This is a genomic window from Bradyrhizobium sp. SZCCHNS1050, from assembly GCF_032484785.1.
Taxonomy (GTDB): Bacteria; Pseudomonadota; Alphaproteobacteria; order Rhizobiales; family Xanthobacteraceae; genus Bradyrhizobium.
This window is the reverse complement of sequence record NZ_JAUETR010000002.1, coordinates 470,903-490,396: the sequence shown is the minus strand read 5'-3', so window position 1 is coordinate 490,396 and position 19,494 is coordinate 470,903. Positions and strand designations below refer to the sequence as shown.

Genomic DNA, 19,494 nt, shown 5'->3' with positions numbered 1-19,494 from the left:
CGATCAACACAGCTCTATTGGGCCGAGAACGGCACGCGCGCTCTCGCCGAGTAGGTCCAGACGCGGGTGCTGCCGCCGATGCCGCCCAACTCGGCGCCGAGCCCGAGACTGGCGCCGCCCTGAGTCCTGATGCCGAGACCGCCCGTGGCGCGGGCCGACCAGCCCTGCAGCAGCGGGGTCGATGCCAGACCGGTGCCGCCGTCGGCGAGCGTGTTGGCATCCTGCTTGTTGAAGTAATAGTCGCCATACATGCCGACAAAGGGCGTCAGCACGATGCCGCTGTCGAACCAGGCCACCGGGTAGGCGGCTCTCAGGCCACCGGAGGCGCGGCCGCTGGCGAAGTCATTGGTGCCCTGCCGGGTACCGAGCGAATCGGTATACGCATTCTGGTGCTCCCACAGCGCGTAGACCTTGGCCGAGGGCTCGAGCAGGAAGCCGTAGGCCTTGTACATGCCCGTCAGTCCCGTCGACGCCATCCAGCGCTCGCCGTTGAAATTGCCCTGCGCCGTCCCGGCCGTGCCGTTATAGCCGATGCCGGAATAAGCGACCGTCGCATCGTAGCGGAGTGTCGGCAAGATCTTCCAGCCGAGATAGGCGCCAACCGTCCAGCCGTCTCCCTTGAGCTTCCCGTTGATATCCTGCTCGGTATAGCTGAAGGTCTCATAGCCGCCGAGCACGCCGATCAGGACATTTGGCGTCGCCTTGTAGGTCAACCCCATCAGCGCGTTGATCTGCTGGCCGTAGAGCGAGGTTTGGCTTGCCTGAGTGACGCCGAACGTGCTCGTCGTGCTCCAACGGTCGATGTTCGTGCCACGCACATCGGCCCAGAGCAGCCATTGCTTGTCCTCGTGCCATTTTCGCAACGCCTTCTTCGGTGTCTGCTGGTCGATCGCTGCGAACGCATTGTCGATGCGCGACCGGCCACGGGCGGATCTGCCATCCGGGCCGGGGTTTCCGCCACGGTCTGTAAAGGCATCGCTGCCCGGATTGGCAGAGCTCGGGGCCGCCGCGGCGTCGTCCTGGTCCCGCGGGTCAGCCGAGAAGTTGAAGCGCATGCGGCCGTTGCTGGGCGTCACGAACGCGCCGCCATCATTGAAGCCATCAGCGATGGCATCGTCGATCGCCCCGGAAATGGCCTGGCCTGAGTTCTGAGCCACCATCTTGGTGACGTTGAGCTGCAACGCGCGAAGCCTGACGCTGTCGAGCGGAACGTTCACGGTCTGCGCAAGGCCGGGCGAGGTGCTCGCCGCAAAGGTTGGGCTGCCGGTATAGCTTGCGATGATGGTGTGGCTGCCCACCGCAAGCGCGGATGTGGTGAAGGCCGCAACGCCGCCGCTCAGCGTCGCGGTCCCGATCGGCGTGCCGTTGTCGCTGAACGTGACCGTGCCCGCCGGCGTTCCACCAGACCCTGTGACCGTTGCCGTGAACGTCACGGGTTGACCGCCCTGGCTCGGGTTCTGCGACGAGCTCAGGGTTGTCTGCGTCGTCGCCGACAAATAGGTGAACCGGTCCGCGACTGAGGTCGCGGACGCCTGCCCGTTGTTGGTCACGGTCACATCGACCGCCCCGGTGCCGGGGGGCGAGGTGGCCGTCATCGAGGTCGCGGAATTGACGGTGTAGCTCGCCGCATTGACGGCGCCGAACTTCACGCCTCCCGCGCCGGTGGTGCCGGCGAAGCCGGTGCCGGTGATGGTGACCGTGGTGCCGCCGGCTGCGGGGCCTGACGTCGGCGAGATCGATGTCACGGTGGGCGCGCCGATATAGGTGAACTGGTCAGCCGCCGAGGCCGCCGAGGTGCCGCCGGCGGTGGTGACCCTGATGTCGACGGTGCCGGTCCCCGCTGGCGATGTCGCGGTGATCGATGTGGCCGAGTTGACCGTGAAGCCGGTCGCGGCGATGGCGCCGAAATTCACCGCGGTCGCCCCGGTGAAGCCGGTGCCGGTGATGGTGACCGAGGTGCCGCCGATCCCAGGTCCGGAGGTTGGTGCGACCGAGGTGACGGTCGGAGCTGTCGTATAGGTGAATTGATCGGCCGCAGAGGTGGCCGAAGTGCCGCCCGCGGTGGTCACCCTCACATCGACCGTGCCGGTGCCGGCGGGCGCGGTCGCGGTGATCGAGGTGGCCGAGTTGACCGTGAAGCCGGTCGCCGGCGTCGCACCGAAATTAACCGCCGTGGCTCCCGTGAAGCCGGTGCCGGTGAGGGTCACGGAAGTGCCCCCCGCCAACGGCCCGGCAGTCGGCGCGATAGACGTCACGGTCGGTACCGGCGAGTAGGTAAACTGGTCGGCCGCCGACGTCGCCGAGGTGCCGCTCGGGGTGGTCACGCGGACGTCGACGGTGCCGGTCCCCGCCGGAGAGGTCGCCGTGATCGAGGTGGCGGAATTGACCGTGAAGCCGGTCGCTGGCGTGGCGCCGAAATTGACCGCGGTCGCCCCGGTGAAGCTGGTGCCGGTGATGGTCACGGAGGTGCCGCCGGCGACAGGCCCGGATGTCGGCGAAATCGATGTCACGGTCGGCGGGCCGATGAAGGTGAACTGATCCGCTGCCGACGTCGCCGAGGTGCCGCCCGCGGTGGTGACGCGGACGTCCACCGTGCCGGTCCCAGCGGGCGAGGTCGCGGTGATCGAGGTGGCCGAGTTGACCGTGAAGCCGGTCGCAGGCGTCGCGCCGAAATTGACCGCGGTGGCGCCGGTGAAGTTCGTGCCTGTGACGGTCACCGTGGTGCCGCCAGCCGCCGGACCTGACGTCGGCGAGATCGAGGTGACGGTCGGTGCGGGGATGTAGGTGAACTGGTCGGCCGCAGAGGTCGCCGAGGTGCCGCCGGCGGTCGTGACGCGCACGTCGACAGTGCCGGTGCCGGCCGGCGAGGTCGCGGTGATCGAGGTCGCCGAGTTGACTGTGAAGCCGGTCGCGGGCGTGGCGCCGAAATTCACTGCCGTTGCGCCGCTGAGGCCGGTGCCGGTGATCGTCACCGCGGTGCCGCCGGCACCAGGGCCCGATGTCGGCGAGATCGAGGTCACCGTCGGTGCGGCTACATAGGTGAACTGGTCAGCGGCACTGGTTGCCGACGTTCCGCCGGCGGTTGTGACGGTCACGTCGACCGTGCCGGTCCCGGCCGGCGACGTTGCCGTGATCGAGGTTGCCGAGTTGACCGTGAAGCCGGTCGCCGGCGTCGCGCCGAAATTGACCGCCGTCGCTCCGCTGAAGCCGGTGCCGGTGATCGTGACTGACGTGCCACCGGTTGTCGGACCTGCGGTCGGCGAGATCGAGGTCACGGTCGGTACCGCGACATAGGTGAATTGATCCGACGCCGATGTGGCCGAGGTGCCGCCTATCGGAATCGTCACCCGGACATCGACCGTACCGGTCCCAGCGGGCGATGTCGCGGTGATCGAGGTGGCCGAATTGACCGTGAAGCCGGTCGCAGGCGTCGCGCCGAAATTGACCGCGGTGGCGCCGGTGAAGTTCGTGCCGGTGATGGTGACCGTCGTGCCGCCGGCCACCGGCCCCGAGGTCGGCGAGATCGAGGTGACGGTCGGTGCGGGGATGTAGGTGAACTGGTCGGCCGCCGAGGTGGCCGAGGTGCCACCGGCGGTCGTGATGCGGACGTCGACTGTGCCCGTTCCCGCTGGCGAAGTCGCGGTGATCGAGGTCGCCGAGTCGACCGTGAAGCCGGTCGCCGGCGTGGCGCCGAAATTGACCGCGGTGGCTCCGCTGAAGTTTGTGCCGGTGATGGTCACCGTGGTGCCGCCGGCGCCGGGGCCCGAGGTCGGCGAGATCGAGGTCACGGTCGGTGCGGGAATGTAGGTGAACTGATCGGCGGCAGACGTTGCCGATGTTCCGCCCACAGTAGTGACGGTCACATCGACGGTGCCGGTCCCGGCCGGCGACGTCGCGGTGATCTGGGTGGCCGAGTTGACCGTGAATCCGGTCGCAGACGTGGCGCCGAAATTGACCGCGGTCGCGCCGGTGAAGCCGGTGCCGGTGATGACGACAGATGTACCGCCGGAGCCGGGGCCTGATGTCGGCGCGATCGACGATACCGTGGGCGCGGCCACATAGGTGTATTGATTCGCCGGCGCCGCCTGGGAGGGGGCGCCATTGGTGACCGTCACATTGACGGTGCCCGCCGACCCGACCGGCGCGACCGCCGTGATCTGGGTGCTGGAGTTGACCACGTAGCTCGTCGCATTGTTCGAACCGAACTTCACGCCGCCGGCGCCCGTGGTCCCCGTGAATCCGGTGCCGGTGATGACGACCGAGTTGCCGCCCGCGGTCGGCCCGGAATTCGGTGACAATGCGGTGACGGAGAGGCTGGGCGTGACGTTCGTGAGCGAGATGGTCAGGCCACTATCGGTGGTGCCGAACGTGCCAGTGCCAACATCAGTCGTCGACGAATAGTTCAGCACGATCGTGTCTGAGGTCGTCGGCGGCGCCGTCGTCATCGTCAGATTATAAGTTACGTAGTAGGCATTGCCGTTATTGGGATCAATCGTCTCTATCGGCGTGATCGTGTAGACGCCCCCATTCGAACCAGCGATCGATGCGGATGTGTCGGATCCGGCCCCCGTAATCGGGAAACCAGTATTTGTGTCGGTTCCGCACGCATTGTACAGGCCGCTGTTGGCGATTCGATTGTATTGTGTGCCCGTTTTCGGCACGAGCGTCGCGCCGGGACCGGTGGCGCCATTGACGCTGAACGTGATCTGCGAGTTCAGCGCAATGCTGGTCGAAACCGTCAATGCTGACACAGCTCCGCAATTGGCGGCCCAGGCATCACTTGCAGAAAAGGATACGAGGCCCACGACTGCCGAGACAACGGCGTAGCACCGCGCGCCTGCTTTGCTAGCAGAGGCTGTCGCATGGGAGGACGGGCGTGCCGGCGGTCTGTCGAGCGAGAAGCCGAAAGCGTGGGCGATTGCGTACCCCATGGCACGGACCACCATCCAGATCCCGGCAGTGAGATTCACGACGCCCCCTCGCGGCCCGTCCTCGAGCTGGACGATGCCGCTGCAAAATCTTTGATTAAAAATTCGACTGTTATCGTGTGTATTAGGTCGTTTACGTGCATTAGGCCGTGACGGTGCGCGGCGAGCAAGCAGGCAGACGATTGTTCCCGGCAAAACCCAGCCATTGCGAGCACTTTTCGACCGTCAGTTGCAGCTCGGCAACAGGGCAGTGTGTGGTGGAACCGCCTAAGTCCGCCGCGCCTTCCGCGGCAGCACATCTTGCGCGGCAGCTGACTTAGCGCTGCTCGTTCCGAGCGACACCGCCAGAAGTTGTTGCTATCTATGACTGCGCGTGCGGGCTTGACTGCGCCGGTTCCGCCCACTAACAATCTTTGCGAGCATATGCGTCGTGACGCACTGCGTTTTTGACCCATCGCGCGTCGATATTCCGCGCTTCAATGACAAGGCGATCCATCGCCTGCTGCAAGAGGGGGGAGCATGCCGTTAGAGCCCATCTTGGGTCAGATCATGCCCTTTGCCGGCACGACGGTGCCGAGAGGGTGGGCGCTGTGCAACGGCGCCCTGCTGGCAATCCAGACCAATCAGGCGCTATTTTCATTGCTCGGGACCTACTACGGTGGTGATGGCGTCAGAACGTTCGCGCTGCCCGACTTGCGCGGCCGTGCGATTCTCGGATCCACCGGCGGCAGCGGCACCTTTCCTGCCGGCATGACCAGCGGCACGGTTTCGGTGACCCTGAACGCACAGCAGCTTCCAAGCCATAACCACATCGTTTTGGCATCGACGGCGCAGGGAACCGGACGAGGCGCTTCGGCGACCAACAATCTGTTCGGCACCAACACGATTCCGCCGTCCGGCCCAAAGTCTATTTTCGTGACCGCAGGCAGCGGCGAGGTGCCGCTGGCGCCGGGCACGAATGTCCTCAATGAAGGCGGCAATCAAGCTCATAACAACATGCAGCCGTACCTGGTCATCAACTACATGATTGCGCTCAACGGCGTCTTTCCGTCTCGCGACTGAGACTTCGACCGCGAAGCGTTCAGCTCCAGCAAACCGCTTCCATGATTGAGCTTTTCCGAACTGCGCTTCGTGAGAGGCGACACGTTCCCGACATTGATTTGCAATCGATACTTGAAAGGGACTTCGGCGATGTCAGACCCCTTTATCGGCGAAATCCGGCTGTTCGGGTTTCCACGGGTGCCGGATGGCTGGCTGGCCTGCAATGGACAAAGCCTGGCGATCGCACAATACGATACGCTCTATGCCATCATCGGCACTACCTATGGCGGCGATGGCGTGCAGACCTTCAATGCGCCCGATCTGCGCGGCCGGGTGCCGATTGGCCAGGGGCAGGGACCGGCTCTGCCGCTCTATGTGCTCGGCGAGATCGCCGGAGAGGACGGACACGTTCTCATCGAGAACGAGATGCCCGCGCATAGCCACGCGCTGATGTCGTCGACCGTCACGGCGGAAACGCAGACGCCGGGTGCGACCGTCCACCTGGCGACGGCGTCGGCCGGAAATCTGTACGCGCCGGCAGCAGACGCCGCGCCGTATGAGACGATGGCGGCCGGCGTCGCGCTTGCAGGCAACAGTTTGCCGCACAACAACATCATGCCAACGGTCGTGGGCAACTACTGCATCTGCTTCGCCGGCATCTTTCCGTCATCGGGCTGATCGCGCCTCGTCCTACGCGCGTCGGCAGATTTCACGCTTCACTGGATTTGAGGAGAGACCACGTGTCGGACCCGTATATCGGCGAAATCCAGGCCTTCCCGTTTACCTTTGCTGCTCAGGGCTTCAACCAGGCTTGGCTGCCATGCTTCGGCCAGTTGGTGCCGATCCAGCGATTCACACCCCTGTTCGCGTTGATCGGCACCGCCTTCGGCGGCAATGGGACCAGCAATTTTCAACTCCCCAACCTCAGCGGCTGCATCACCAACAGTCAAGGCGACGGTCCGGGCCTTCAGCCACGCGTGATCGGCGAATCGATCGGGAGCAGCACGGTCGGCCTGATCACTAGTGAGATGGCGGCGCACACCCACGGTCTGCAGTTGGGGAGCAAGACGGCCGCAAATGCGGCGCCTGGTCCGGGAACGGCCGGGACCATGGCCGCCATCGATCCCATCTTCAATGGTTTCGTGCCGCTGCCGAGCACCACCACGCTCGCACCGAACGCCATGGCGTTGACCGGGCAGAGCATCCCGCACGACAACATGCAGCCGACCCAGGCACTGATCTGGTGCATCTGCTATGCGGGTATCTTCCCGTCGTTCAACAACTCCTGAGCCGAGCAGGCTCGGAGTGACGACCGGGAGCGAGCTCGTCTCGCGGGATGTTCGCTTGCGGCTGCGGCCCGCCGAGACCGCCGACGAGCCGTTCCTGCGCGACCTATTTGGCTCCGTCAGAGGTGCGCAGCTCGCCGCGGCCGGTCTGCCGCCGGCGATGCTCGATCTCGTGCTGGCGCAGCAATATCGCGCCCAGGTCGCGGGCCACGCGGCGCAATGTCCGGCAGCGCAGTCGCTGATCATTCTCCGCGATGCCGCGCCGGTCGGGCGGCTGCTGCTCGACCGCGCGGCGTCGCGATGGCACGTGGTCGATCTCGCGCTGCTGCCGGGCGCGCGCAACGCCGGTGTCGGACGCGAGATCATGCAGGCGGTCGCAACGGCGGCACGGGAGCAGGGCGCCGACGTGCTCTCGCTCGCGGTCGCGACGACGAATGAGGACGCGATCCGGTTCTACGTGCGGCTGGGGTTCCGCGATGTGGCGGACGAGGCGATGGCGTCGCATCGCATGATGGAGCTGCCGCTCGCGCGCTAGCGAGCAGGAGCCACCTCGCGCAGGAACGCGATCAGCGCCGCATTCACCTCGGCAGAGCGTTCCTGCTGGATCCAGTGCCCGGCCCCCTCGATGATCAGCTTGCGCCGCAGATCCGGCAGAACTCGCGCCATGTCCTGGCTTGGCGCCGATCAGCCCGGTGACGACGGCGTCCGCGCTGCCGGCGATGAACAGCGACGGCTGGCGGATCTGCGCGTCCTGCCACGGCGCGGTGAGCTCCCAGTTGCGATCGATGTTGCGGTACCAGTTCAGGCCACCGCGAAAGCCGGAGGCGCCGTAAGCCGCGACGAACTCGGCCAGATCGTCCTAGCTCAGCCACGCAGGCAAAGGCAGATCGGGGGCGACGTCGCCGAGAAAGCCTTTGTCCGGTGCGACGAACAGCGACTGCGGATCGGAGAATCCGCGCGCCAGCATCGTGCGCATCGTCAGCGCCACGTCACGCTCGAGCTCCGTCTCCGCCACGCCGGGCGTTTGAAAATACTGCCAGTAGAAGTTCTCGATGCCGCCGGCACTGAGCGTGTCGAGCGGCCGGGCGCGACCGCGAAACGGGGGAGGGACGCTCAAGCCCGCGACGGCCGTGAACACGTCCGGACGGAACAGCGCCGCATGCCAGGCCACCGGCGCGCCCCAGTCGTGGCCGATGATGACGGCCTGACGCTCGCCGAGCGCCCCGACCAGTCCGACCATGTCGCCGACCGTGTCGAAGATGGTATAGGCGCCGATATCCTCAGGCGCCTGCGAGCGGCCGAACCCGCGCATGTCGGGCGCCACGACGCGATAGCCGGCGGCGGCGAGGGCCGGGATCTGGTGCCGCCACGAATAAGACAGTTCGGGCCAGCCGTGGCACAGCACCACGAGGGGGCCTCCGCCCTGTTCGCGCACGAACAGCTTGATTCCGTTGGCCTTGATGATCCGCGTCGATGACACTGTTTCCACCCTCGATCGCTCGATTTTCGAGTTGGCCGTGTTGATTGCCGGCGCTCGACCTATCGCACCGCGCGACGGGCCGTGCAAATCCACGGGACAGCGGACGCATCCGCGGGATTGCCGAGTTGTTTGCGTCCCCTGCAACTGCTAGAATCCCAGTGCGCTCCAGAGCTTAGCCGATGAATTTCATGACCTTACCGCTGCGCCGCTCCGGTTTCACGTCCGGACGGGCGACGCGTGCGCTCATCGCCTTGACGGTGGCGGTTGCCGTCGGCTGGTGCGGCGCGCTGTACGCCGCCAACCAGAGCGTCCAGGGCGCGCGCAAGGAGGATGGCGGCTTCGACGGCGATGCGCCGACCGCGATCCTGATCGAGGCCAACAGCGGCAGTGTGCTGTTCGAGAAGAACGCGGACGAGCTGCGGGCGCCCTCCAGCATGATGAAGCTGATGACCGCCGAGGTGGTGTTCAACGCCGTCAAGGAGGGCACGATCAAGCTCAACGACGAATACCGCATCAGCGAGAATGCCTGGCGCCGGGGCGGGGCGCCCTCCGGCACCTCGACGATGTTCGCCGCGCTCAACAGCAAGGTGTCGGTGAGCGACCTCCTGCATGGCGCGATCATCCAGAGCGGCAACGACGCCTGCATCGCGCTTGCCGAGGGCATGGCCGGCAACGAGAAGATCTTCGCCGCCGACTACATGACCAAGCGGGCGCGCGAGCTCGGCCTCACCAAATCGACCTTCGCCAATTCCAACGGGCTGCCCGATCCCGGCAACAAGATGACGGTGCGCGAGCTCGCCATGCTCGCCCGGCACATCATCCTGGATTTCCCGGAGTTCTATAAGATCTTCGGCGATAAGGAGTTCACCTGGAACAAGATCCGCCAGCAGAACCGCAACCCGCTCTTGAACGCGATGGAAGGCGCCGACGGCCTCAAGACCGGTTTCACCAAGGAAGGCGGCTACGGCATGGTCGGCTCGGCCGTGCAGAACGGCACGCGGCTGATCGTGGTCGTCAATGGCCTGGAGGATTCCGAGGACCGCGCCACCGAGGCCAAGAAGATGCTGGAATGGGGCTTCCGCAATTTCGAGACCCGCACCCTGTTCGCCGCGGAGCAGCCGATCGGCTATGCCAAGGTGTTCGGCGGCGAGAGCCGCTCGGTCAAGCTGTCGAGCCCGGTGCCGGTCAAGGTCATGGTTCAGAAGAACGGCGGCGACAAGCTGATCGCCCGCATCGTCTACAGCGGCCCGGTCAGGGCTCCCATCGAGCCCGGGCAGAAGGTCGGGGTTGTCAGGGTCTGGCGCGGCCCCAATATCGCCATGGAGGCCCCTGTCTATGCTGCGGAGGCGGTGAGCAGGGGATCCACGATGCGGCGTGCGATCGATGGGGTCAGCGAGCTCGTGATCGGGATGTTCCGCGCCGGGGCCGAGAAGCTCTAGAGACATGGCGGAAGCAGCTTTGAAACGTGGTCCTGGCCGCGGCCGATTCGTCACCTTCGAGGGTGGCGAGGGCGCCGGAAAATCGACGCAGATCAAGATGCTGGCGGACCATCTGCAGAAAGAGGGTGTGCGCCTGGTGCTGACCCGCGAGCCCGGGGGATCGCCGGGCGCGGAGATCATGCGCCACCTCGTGCTGTCGGGCATGGGCAAGCTGCTGGGCCCGGAGGCCGAGACGCTGCTGTTCGCGGCCGCGCGGGACGACCATGTCCGCAACGTGATTCTGCCGGCGCTGAACCAGGGCAGCTGGGTGCTGTGCGATCGCTTCTTCGATTCGACCCGGGCCTACCAGGGCAGCCAGGGGAAGGTCGCGCCGGACGTGCTCAATGCGATGCAGCGGGTCACGATCGGCGACCTCAAGCCGGATCTGACCCTCATCCTCGATGTTCCCGTCGAGATCGGTCTGCAGCGTGCCGGGGCGCGGCGCGGCGCCGGAACCCCGGACCGGTTCGAAGGCGAAGACATCAAGTTCCACAAGGGGCTGCGCGACGCCTTTCACAAGATCGCGGCCGAGGATCCCCGGCGCTGCGTGCTGATCGACGCTACGGCGAGCGCGGAAACGGTCTCGCAGCTCGTTTGGGACGCCGTGCGCGAGCGCCTGTTCACGGAAGTGGCGGCGGCGTCATGAGCGCACGCAAGGTCGAGCCGGAGATCGCGGTCCGCCATCCACGCGAAACCACCGCCTTGTTCGGGCATCGCGACGCCGAGGCGGCGCTGCTGTCCGCCTACCGCAGCGGACGGATGGCGCATGCCTGGCTGATCGGCGGCCCACAAGGCATCGGCAAGGCCACCTTGGCCTACCGCATGGCGCGCTTCGTGCTGGCCCACCGCGATCCTGCCTCGGACGCGGTGCGCGGTGCCGATTCGTTGTACGTCGACGCGGAGGACCACGTCGCGCGCCTGATCGCCTCGGAGGCTCATGGCGGGCTGCTCACCTTGGAGCGCTCGGCCAACGACAAGGGCGTGCTGCGCACCGTCATCACCGTGGACGAGACCCGTGAGACGATCTCGTTCTTCGGATCGACGGCGGCGGTCGAGGGCTGGCGGGTGTGCATCGTCGACACCGTCGACGAGCTCAATCCGAACGCCGCCAACGCGCTGCTCAAGATCCTCGAGGAGCCGCCGCAGCAGTCGCTGTTCCTGCTGGTCAGCAACGCCCCGGCGCGGGTGCTCGCCACCATCAAGTCGCGCTGCCGCCGGCTGGCGCTGCGGGCGTTGTCCACCGACGACGTCGTCAGCGCCGCGGCCGAGGCCACCGGAATGGACGGAGCCGATCCGGCGCTGCGCGAGGCCGCCAGGGCCTCCGAGGGCAGCGTCGCCCGGACCCTCATGCTGTTGGGCGGCGACGGGCTGCAGCTGCAGACCCGGACCGCCGCGCTGCTCGCGAGCCTGCCTCGGATCGACCCGGGCGAGCTGCATGCCCTGGGCGATGCGCTCGGCACCAGCGACCGCGTCGCGCTGGCGAGCTTCCTCGACAGCATCGAGCGCTGGGTGGCGGAGCGGCTGCGCGCCGCAGATCCCAACGCGGAACTGCCGCGCCTTGCACGGCTGGCGGAGGTATGGGAAAAGATCGTCCGCGCCGCGCGCGACACCGAATCCTATAATCTGGAGCGAAAACCGCTGGTTTTCTCGGTGTTCGGGATGCTCGCCGAAGCCACGCGGTAACCGCGCCGACCATCATCCCGGGATCATCAGGATCAATCCGTCGACCGACGTCGTCAAAGAGGAATCTGCCGTGGCCAAGGCCAGCAAGACAACCGTGAAGAAGGGCAAGCCCGCGAGCAAGAGCGGCGCGAAGAAGGCTGCCGCCAAGGCGCCCGCGAAGGGCAAGGCCAGCGCGGCCAAGGCGAAGGCGGCGAAGGACAAGGACGCCAAGAAAAAGACCGCCAAATCCAAGACGGCGCCCGCGAAAGCCAAGGGCAAAGCCCCGGCGGCGAGCGCGGCCAAGAAAGCGTCGAAGAGCGCCGCCAAGAAAGCGGTCAAGAAAGCTGTGAAGGCTCCGGCCAAGAAGGCCGTGGCAAAGCCCGCCACAGCGCCGGTCAAGAAGACGGCCGCCAAGCCCGCGGCAGCAACGAACAAGCCTTCGGCCGCGAGAAAGCCCGCCGCTCCGAAACAGCCGGCTGCACCGAAGAAGGTCGCGCCGGCCATCGTTGAAGCGCCGAAGCCGCCACGCGCCGCGAAGCCGAAGGCACCCCGCAAGCCGAAGGTCGAGGCCGTGGTCGTCGAGATCGACGAGATCGTAGCGCAGGTCGCCGCAGCTCCCGTCGACAAGAACACCTTCTACGTCACGACAGCGATCGCCTATCCCAACGGCAACCCGCATATCGGCCACGCCTATGAGGCGATCGCGACCGACGCCATCGCGCGCTTTGCGCGGCTCGACGGCAAGGACGTGTACTTCCTGACCGGCACCGACGAGCACGGTCTGAAGATGGTGCAGACCGCGCAGAACGAGGGCATGACGCCGTCCGAACTCGCGACCCGCAATGCCGGCCGGTTCCGCGAGATGGACGAGCGGCTGAACGTCTCGTTCGACCGCTTCATCCGCACCACCGAGCCCGCGCATCATCGCTCCGTCCAGGCGATCTGGAACCGCATGCGCGAGAATGGCGACATCTATGCCGACAGCTATGCGGGTTGGTACTCGGTACGCGACGAGGCGTATTACGCCGAGGATGAGACCGTCGTCGGCGAGGACAACGTCCGCCGCGGACCGCAGGGCACGCCGGTGGAGTGGGTCGAGGAGAAGAGCTATTTCTTCCGGCTGTCGGCCTATCAGGAGAAGCTGCTCGCGCTCTATGAGAGCCAGCCCGACTTCATCGGGCCGGATGCGCGCCGTAACGAGATCATCAGCTTCGTCAGGGGCGGGTTGAAGGACCTTTCGATCTCGCGCACCACCTTCGACTGGGGCGTCCGTGTGCCTCACGACGAGGAGCACGTGATGTATGTCTGGGTCGACGCGCTGACCAACTACATCACCGGCGTCGGCTTCCCCGACGAGGACGATGCCAATTGGAAGTACTGGCCGGCCGACGTGCACGTCATCGGCAAGGACATCATCCGCTTCCATGCGGTGTACTGGCCGGCGTTCCTGATGTCGGCCGGCGTGCCCGTGCCGAAGCGGGTCTATGCTCACGGCTTCCTGTTCAACAGGGGCGAGAAGATGTCGAAATCGGTCGGCAACGTCGTCGATCCGTTCAATCTCGCCGACCAGTATGGCGTCGACCAGCTGCGCTATTTCTTCCTGCGCGAAGTGCCGTTCGGCCAGGACGGCAACTACAATCACGAGGCGATCGTCGCGCGCATCAACGCCGATCTCGCCAACGACCTCGGCAACCTCGCACAGCGCTCGCTGTCGATGATCGCAAAGCAGCTCGGCGGCGTGCTGCCGGAGCCCGGCGAGTTCTCGGCCAATGACAAGGCGATCCTGGCGGAGGCCGATGCGATGATCGGCGCGGCGCGCAAGGCCATGGCGACGCAGCAGATCCACCAATGGCTCAATGCGGTCTGGTCGGTCGTGGCCGAGGCCAACCGCTATTTCGCGGGCGAGGCGCCGTGGGCGCTGGCGAAGACCGATCCGCAGCGCCAGCATACGGTGCTCTATGTCACCGCCGAGGTGATCCGTCAGGTCGCGATCCTGACCCAGCCGGTGATGCCGGCCGCGTCGGCAAAGCTGCTCGACAGCCTCGGCATTCCCGAGGACGAACGGAATTTTGCGCGACTCGGCGGCGACGTCCGGATTGCGGCTGGCACGCAGCTGCCGGCGCCGCAGGCGGTGTTCCCGCGCTATATCGAGCCGACGGCGGCGTGATGCTGGTCGACAGCCATTGCCATCTGGATTTTCCGGATTTCGCCGAGGATCTGGATGGCATCGTCACGCGTGCCGCCGCCGCCGGCGTCGGCCGCATGGTGACGATCTCGACGCGGGTGCGCCGGCTTCCTGAGCTGCTCGCCATCGCCGAGCGGTTCGAGAACGTGTTCTGCTCGGTCGGCACCCATCCGCACAATGCGGACGAGGAGGACGGCATTCCGGCCGAGGAGCTGATCGCGCTGACCGATCACCCCAAGGTGGTTGCGCTCGGCGAGGCCGGACTCGACAACTTCTATGATCACGGCTCGAAGGACGCCCAGGAGCGCGGGTTCCGCGCGCATATCGCAGCCGCCCGCGAAACCGGCCTGCCGCTGGTGATCCACACCCGCGAAGCGGACGAGCAGTGCAGCCGCATCCTCGAGGAGGAGATGGCGCGCGGACCTTTCCAAGCCGTGCTGCATTGCTACACCGGCGGGCGTGAGCTGGCGATGAAGGCGATCGACCTCGGACTGCACATCTCGTTCACGGGCATCGTGACGTTCAAGAAGTCGGACGCACTTCGCGCGCTGGCCGCCGAGGTGCCGGCCGACCGCATCATGGTCGAGACCGACGCGCCGTATCTCGCGCCCGGCAAGTTCCGCGGCAAGCGCAACGAGCCGGCCTACGTCGTCGAGACGGCGAAGGTGCTGGCGGAGACCCGCGGCGTCTCGTTCGAGGAATTCTCGCGCCAGACCACCGAGACCTTCTTCAAGCTGTTCTCCAAGGTGCCGCGGCCAAAGGAGGCTGCATGACGCTGACGCTCACCATCCTCGGCTGCGGCTCCTCGGCCGGCGTGCCGCGCCCGGCGCTGGGGTGGGGCGCCTGCGATCCCAACAACCCGAAGAACCGCCGCAGGCGCTGCTCGCTTCTGGCTGAGCGCCGCGGAGCCCATGGCGTCACGCGGGTCGTGATCGACACGTCGCCGGATCTGCGCGAGCAGTTGATCGACACCAACGTCGATCACATCGACGCGGTATTCCTGACGCACGAGCATGCCGACCAGACCCATGGCATCGACGATCTGCGCTCGGTGGTGATGCATCAGCGCCGGCGCATTCCGGTCTACCTGAACCAGTCGACCGCGAAAGACATCATGCACCGGTTCTCCTATTGCTTCATCTCGCCACCGGGAAGCGACTATCCGCCGATCCTGACCCAGCACGCGATCGAGGCGGGCGAGACCCAGGCGGTGGAAGGCAAGGGCGGCGAGCTGAAGCTGACGGCGTTCCTGGTCCAGCACGGCAACATCCCCGCGCTCGGCTATCGCATCGGCGATGCCGCCTACACGCCGGACCTCAACGACATCCCCGAGGAGAGCTGGGGCGCGCTGGAGGATCTCGACCTCTGGATCGTCGACGGCCTGCGCCCTGCCTCGCATCCGAGCCATTTCTCGGTCAACGACGCTCTCGCCTGGATCGAGCGCTTCAAGCCGAAGCGCGCCGTCATCACCAACATGACCGCCGATCTCGACTACGAGGTGCTGCGCCAGAGCCTGCCGGCGGGCGTGGTGCCGGCCTATGACGGGATGCGGCTGGAGCTCGGGTAGGGCATTCGTCCGTCGGCCAAGGCCGTCATTGCGAGGAGCCGAAGGCGACGAAGCAATCCAGAGTCGTCGGAATGACTCTGGATTGCTTCGCTCCTGTTCAGCCCGGAGACATAGCTTACACCTGTTCGGGGACATAGTTGACAGTTTTGGGGTCGCGCAGATCAATCGCTGCGATCTGATGTGCGGCAAAGAAAATTCCGAACTTTCCGTCGGCACTGAGTGGCCGGATAGCCAGCCGCTCACCTCGGAAGGCTTGCGGGACTTTCCAGAGCCGCCCCTCGAAACTGACGTAGGCCTTCGTGCTCGACACGGAACGGATGCTCTCACCCTCGTCGTATTCGACGATCGGAAGCCGGTCGGGCATCGCACGTTGGCTCGGTTGATAGCGGCTTGCCGGCACGTCGAAGTTCAAGGCCTCGTGCGGCCGGTCGAGATTGTAGACAGAGCGCCATCCGTCGAGTGCCCGCTGGACATCGGGAAGATCACGGTAGCGCCTGAAGGCAAACACCTCGGCCTTCAGACTACGGTGGAAGCGTTCGTTCTTGCCGCGGCTCTGAGGATGGTAGGGCCGGCTGTGGATCGTTCGAACGCCGAGCTTCAGAAGCCAGACCGTCAACGCGGTCCAGGGGTCTTCGAGGGTAAATCCCCAGGGGCCACCATTGTCGACGAACATCGCATCCGGCAGTCCATAACGGCGGAACGTCGTCTCCAAATGTCCTTTGACCGTAGAGCCGCGCTCGTTGTCACAAGCCGCCAGGCACAACGAGAAGCGGGAGTGATCGTCCAACGCTGTCAGCGGATGACAGGACACACCGTTCTCCAGCGCACTGTGCCCCTTGAAGTCCATCTGCCACAGCTGATTGGGCGCATCCTTCTCGAACCGCGTGTAGGGCTGTCCGGGCGTGCCTGCAGGCTCGACCACTCGATCGTAGCGGCGCAGGATGGTGTGCACGGTGGATATCGCCGGGACAGCTTGACCATCACGCTCAAGACACCGTGCGAGCTTGCGCGCGCCCCAGGCCGGGTGAGCATCGCGCAATGCGACGATCTGCTGCTCGGTCGCAGCCGCGGTGCGCTCCGGACTTCGATGAGGCCGCCGCGACCGATCCGCCAGCGCCGTGTCCCCAGCGTCATGCCGCTGGATCCATTTGTAGCCCGTCTGAGGGCTGATGCCGAACCGCCGACACAGCTCCCGCCGGTTCGCCCCTTCCTGCTTGGCAAGCATCACAAACTCTCGTCGCTGGTCCATGACAGACACCTCTCGCCACGGCATCGCTCGCCCCTCTGCTTGACGAATCGAGCCGATTTTGAAGTGTCAACCATCTCCCCGAACACCCGTCAGCTATGTCTCCGGGCTGAACACTCCGCTCGCAATGACCACCGTGCGCGGCCGGCTGCGATGGCCACCGCGTTTGAAGTTCAGCCGACGTCCAAAAACACGGAGACGCTGCCATGCTGTCGCTGTTCTTCGAGGTCGAGGTCAAGCCGGGCCGCCTCGACCAGTATCTGCAACTCGCCGCGGCGCTGCGGCCCGAGCTCGATGCGCTCGGCGGCTGCCTGTTCCTCGACCGCTTCCGGAGCCTGTCGCGCGACAATCTGATCCTGTCCTACCAGATCTGGCAGGACGAGGGCGCCATGACCGCCTGGCGCGTCCATGCCCATCATCACGACATCCAGACCCTCGGCCGCGACAAGGTGTTCTCGGACTATCGCCTGCGTATCGCCGAGTTGGTCCACGAAATCAGGCCAGGGCAGGCCGCCTGGCAGCCGGAGCGGCGAGGCACCTACAATGATCCGAAGCGGCGGGCGCCGACGTATGTGCTAGCCGTCGAGACGGCGGCCCCGCAATTGAGCGGCGTGAAGGACCTACCGGTCGCGAGCTTCTCCAGCGTCTACCGGGAAGGACGCTTCGCGCATCTCATCGAACTGCCGGACGAAGCTAGGGGCATTGCCATGAGCACGCGCCTGCTCACCGAACCCGGCGCCGACAACATCCGCGTCGTCGAAGTCACCCGCGACTACGGCATGTACGACCGCCGCGAAGCGCCGCAATATTATCCGGAGAAGAGCAGGGGCTCGTGATCATTTTCGTCATTGCGAGCGCAGTGCGTAGGGCGGATTAGCGGAACGTAATCCGCCATTCTGGCGTCATGGACGGCGGGTTACGCGCCAAGGCGCTAACCCGCCCTACTCATGGGCTACTCATGGGCACCTACGCCGAGATCGCGTTCGCCGAGTTCACCTCGTTGCGCAGCAGGAATTTCTGGATCTTGCCCGTCGACGTCTTCGGGATCGGGCCGAACACGACCACCTTCGGCGTCTTGAATCCGGACATGTGGCTGCGGCAATAGGCGATGATCTCCGCTTCCGTCGCCTGCGCGCCGTCCTTCAGCTCGATGAAGGCGCAGGGCACCTCGCCCCATTTCGGATCGGGCTTGGCGACGACGGCGGCGAACAGCACGGCCGGGTGCTTGTAGAGGATGTCCTCGACCTCGACCGAGGAGATGTTCTCGCCGCCGGAGATGATGATGTCCTTGGAGCGGTCCTTGATGATGACGTAGCCGTGCTCGTCGAGCACGCCGAGGTCGCCGGTGTGGAACCAGCCGCCGGCAAAGGCCTCCTGCGTCGCCTTCTCGTTCTTGAGATAGCCCTTCATGACGATGTTGCCGCGGAACATCACCTCGCCGATGGTCTCGCCGTCGCGCGGCACCTCCTGCATCGTCTCCGGATCGAGCACGGTGACGGCTTCCTGTAACGGATAGGGCACGCCCTGGCGCCGCTTCAGCCGGGCGCGCTCGGGGGCCGGCAGGTCGTCCCAGCCCGGCTGCTCGGCGCAGACGGAGGCGGGGCCGTAGACCTCGGTCAGGCCGTAGACATGCGTCAGCTTGATGCCGATGCTCTCGGCACCTTCGAGCACGGCGACCGGCGGCGCGGCGCCCGCGATCAGCCCCACCACCGGCTTGTCGCGCTTGCCCTTGGGCGCGTCGGGCGCATTGATCAGCACGTTGTAGACGATCGGCGCGCCGCACATGTGGGTGACGCCGTGGGTCTTGATCAGCTCGAAGATCCTGGTCGGCTCGACCTTGCGCAGGCAGACGTTGACGCCGGCCGCAGCCGCCATGGTCCAGGGGAAGCACCAGCCGTTGCAGTGGAACATCGGCAGCGTCCACAGATAGACCGGATGCTGGCCGAGCCCACCGGCGAGAATGTTGCTGACGGCGTTCAGATAGGCACCGCGGTGATGGGTGACGACGCCCTTGGGATTGCCTGTGGTGCCCGAGGTGTAGCTCATCGCGATCGCGTCCCATTCGTCCGCCGGACGGCGCGGCGCGAACAGCGGATCGCCCGAGGCGACGGCGGCTTCGTACTCGATCTCGCCGATGCGGCTGCCGCCGTCATAGGAAGCGTCGTCGACGTCGATCACGAACGGCTTGGGGCCGCTCATCAGCTTGAGCGCCTCGCTGATCACGCCGGAGAACTCCGGATCGACCAGGATGATCCTGGCCTGGCCGTGATCGAGCTGGAACGCGATCGACGGCGCGTCGAGGCGGATGTTGAGCGTGTTGAGCACGGCGCCGGCCATCGGCACGGCAAAATGCGCCTCGTTCATCGCCGGGATGTTCGGCAGCATCGCCGCCACCGTGTCGCCAACGCCGATGCCGCGGCCCGCGAGGTACGACGCGAAGCGCCGGCAGCGGTCATAGGTTTGGCGCCAGGTGAAGCTGCGGCCTTCATAGACCGTGCTGACGTGGTCGGGATAGACGGCCGCGCTGCGCGCCAGGAAGCTGAGCGGGGTCAGCGGCACGTAGTTGGCCGGCGTCTTGCCCAGACCGAGCTGATACTGGTTCGTGCTCATCACCACCCTCC

General features: G+C 65.9%; 14 protein-coding genes and 1 pseudogene. 11 read left to right on the top strand and 4 right to left on the bottom strand.

All coding sequences use genetic code 11. From position 1 onward, the window contains the following. Positions 1 to 14: 14 nt before the first annotated feature. Positions 15 to 4,445: an IPT/TIG domain-containing protein gene (locus QX094_RS26580; protein ID WP_315711951.1), complete on the bottom strand. Its 4,431-nt coding sequence runs from the start codon at positions 4,443 to 4,445 to the stop codon at positions 15 to 17. Positions 4,446 to 5,447: 1,002 nt separating this feature from the next. On the opposite strand from QX094_RS26580, the gene QX094_RS26575 reads away from it, so the two are divergent. From QX094_RS26575 to QX094_RS26560, 4 genes are all read left to right on the top strand, one after another. Continuing rightward, positions 5,448 to 5,990 (top strand): phage tail protein, encoded by a 543-nt coding sequence (locus QX094_RS26575; protein ID WP_315711950.1) that lies wholly within the window; start codon positions 5,448 to 5,450, stop codon positions 5,988 to 5,990. A gap of 129 nt (positions 5,991 to 6,119) precedes the next feature. Continuing rightward, on the top strand, positions 6,120 to 6,647 hold the full coding sequence (locus QX094_RS26570) for a phage tail protein (protein WP_315711949.1): 528 nt from the start codon (positions 6,120 to 6,122) through the stop codon (positions 6,645 to 6,647). Between the two features lie 62 nt (positions 6,648 to 6,709). Continuing rightward, on the top strand, positions 6,710 to 7,258 hold the full coding sequence (locus QX094_RS26565) for a phage tail protein (RefSeq protein WP_315711947.1): 549 nt from the start codon (positions 6,710 to 6,712) through the stop codon (positions 7,256 to 7,258). 55 nt (positions 7,259 to 7,313) lie between these two features. Further along, on the top strand, positions 7,314 to 7,790 hold the full coding sequence (locus QX094_RS26560) for a GNAT family N-acetyltransferase (RefSeq protein ID WP_315711946.1): 477 nt from the start codon (positions 7,314 to 7,316) through the stop codon (positions 7,788 to 7,790). Here the strand turns inward: QX094_RS26560 and QX094_RS26555 are convergent. Beyond that, positions 7,787 to 8,735 (bottom strand): annotated as a pseudogene (locus QX094_RS26555) (alpha/beta fold hydrolase). The gene QX094_RS26560 and the pseudogene QX094_RS26555 overlap by 4 nt on opposite strands. Positions 8,736 to 8,914: 179 nt before the next feature. On the opposite strand from QX094_RS26555, the gene QX094_RS26550 reads away from it, so the two are divergent. The 6 genes from QX094_RS26550 (at position 8,915) to QX094_RS26525 (ending at position 15,627) form a co-directional block, all read left to right on the top strand. Continuing rightward, positions 8,915 to 10,174, top strand: a complete 1,260-nt coding sequence (locus tag QX094_RS26550) for a D-alanyl-D-alanine carboxypeptidase family protein (RefSeq protein WP_316175409.1) — start codon at positions 8,915 to 8,917, stop codon at positions 10,172 to 10,174. Between the two features lie 4 nt (positions 10,175 to 10,178). Beyond that, entirely contained in the window at positions 10,179 to 10,859 is a 681-nt protein-coding gene (tmk, locus tag QX094_RS26545; protein ID WP_315827617.1) for a dTMP kinase, read from the top strand. Then, a complete protein-coding gene (locus QX094_RS26540; protein ID WP_316175408.1) occupies positions 10,856 to 11,896 on the top strand; it encodes a DNA polymerase III subunit delta' in 1,041 nt (346 codons plus the stop codon). Before tmk ends, QX094_RS26540 begins: the two co-directional genes overlap by 4 nt. 70 nt (positions 11,897 to 11,966) lie before the next feature. Then, positions 11,967 to 14,042, top strand: a complete 2,076-nt coding sequence (metG, locus tag QX094_RS26535) for a methionine--tRNA ligase (protein ID WP_316175406.1) — start codon at positions 11,967 to 11,969, stop codon at positions 14,040 to 14,042. Beyond that, entirely contained in the window at positions 14,042 to 14,833 is a 792-nt protein-coding gene (locus tag QX094_RS26530) for a TatD family hydrolase (protein ID WP_315827614.1), read from the top strand. The genes metG and QX094_RS26530 overlap by 1 nt, the downstream gene beginning before the upstream one ends. Beyond that, positions 14,830 to 15,627, top strand: coding sequence for an MBL fold metallo-hydrolase (locus tag QX094_RS26525; RefSeq protein WP_315751560.1), 798 nt, complete (start codon positions 14,830 to 14,832; stop codon positions 15,625 to 15,627). The genes QX094_RS26530 and QX094_RS26525 overlap by 4 nt, the downstream gene beginning before the upstream one ends. A 115-nt stretch (positions 15,628 to 15,742) precedes the next feature. Here the strand turns inward: QX094_RS26525 and QX094_RS26520 are convergent, their stop codons facing one another. Beyond that, positions 15,743 to 16,900 (bottom strand): IS481 family transposase, encoded by a 1,158-nt coding sequence (locus QX094_RS26520; protein WP_315759740.1) that lies wholly within the window; start codon positions 16,898 to 16,900, stop codon positions 15,743 to 15,745. Positions 16,901 to 17,079: 179 nt separating this feature from the next. Between QX094_RS26520 and QX094_RS26515 the strand changes: the two genes are divergently transcribed. Then, positions 17,080 to 17,709 (top strand): antibiotic biosynthesis monooxygenase family protein, encoded by a 630-nt coding sequence (locus QX094_RS26515; protein ID WP_316185058.1) that lies wholly within the window; start codon positions 17,080 to 17,082, stop codon positions 17,707 to 17,709. A 130-nt stretch (positions 17,710 to 17,839) separates the two neighbouring features. Here QX094_RS26515 and QX094_RS26510 read toward each other — a convergent pair whose 3' ends face one another. Continuing rightward, positions 17,840 to 19,483 (bottom strand): acyl-CoA synthetase, encoded by a 1,644-nt coding sequence (locus QX094_RS26510; protein WP_316185059.1) that lies wholly within the window; start codon positions 19,481 to 19,483, stop codon positions 17,840 to 17,842. Positions 19,484 to 19,494: the final 11 nt, after the last annotated feature.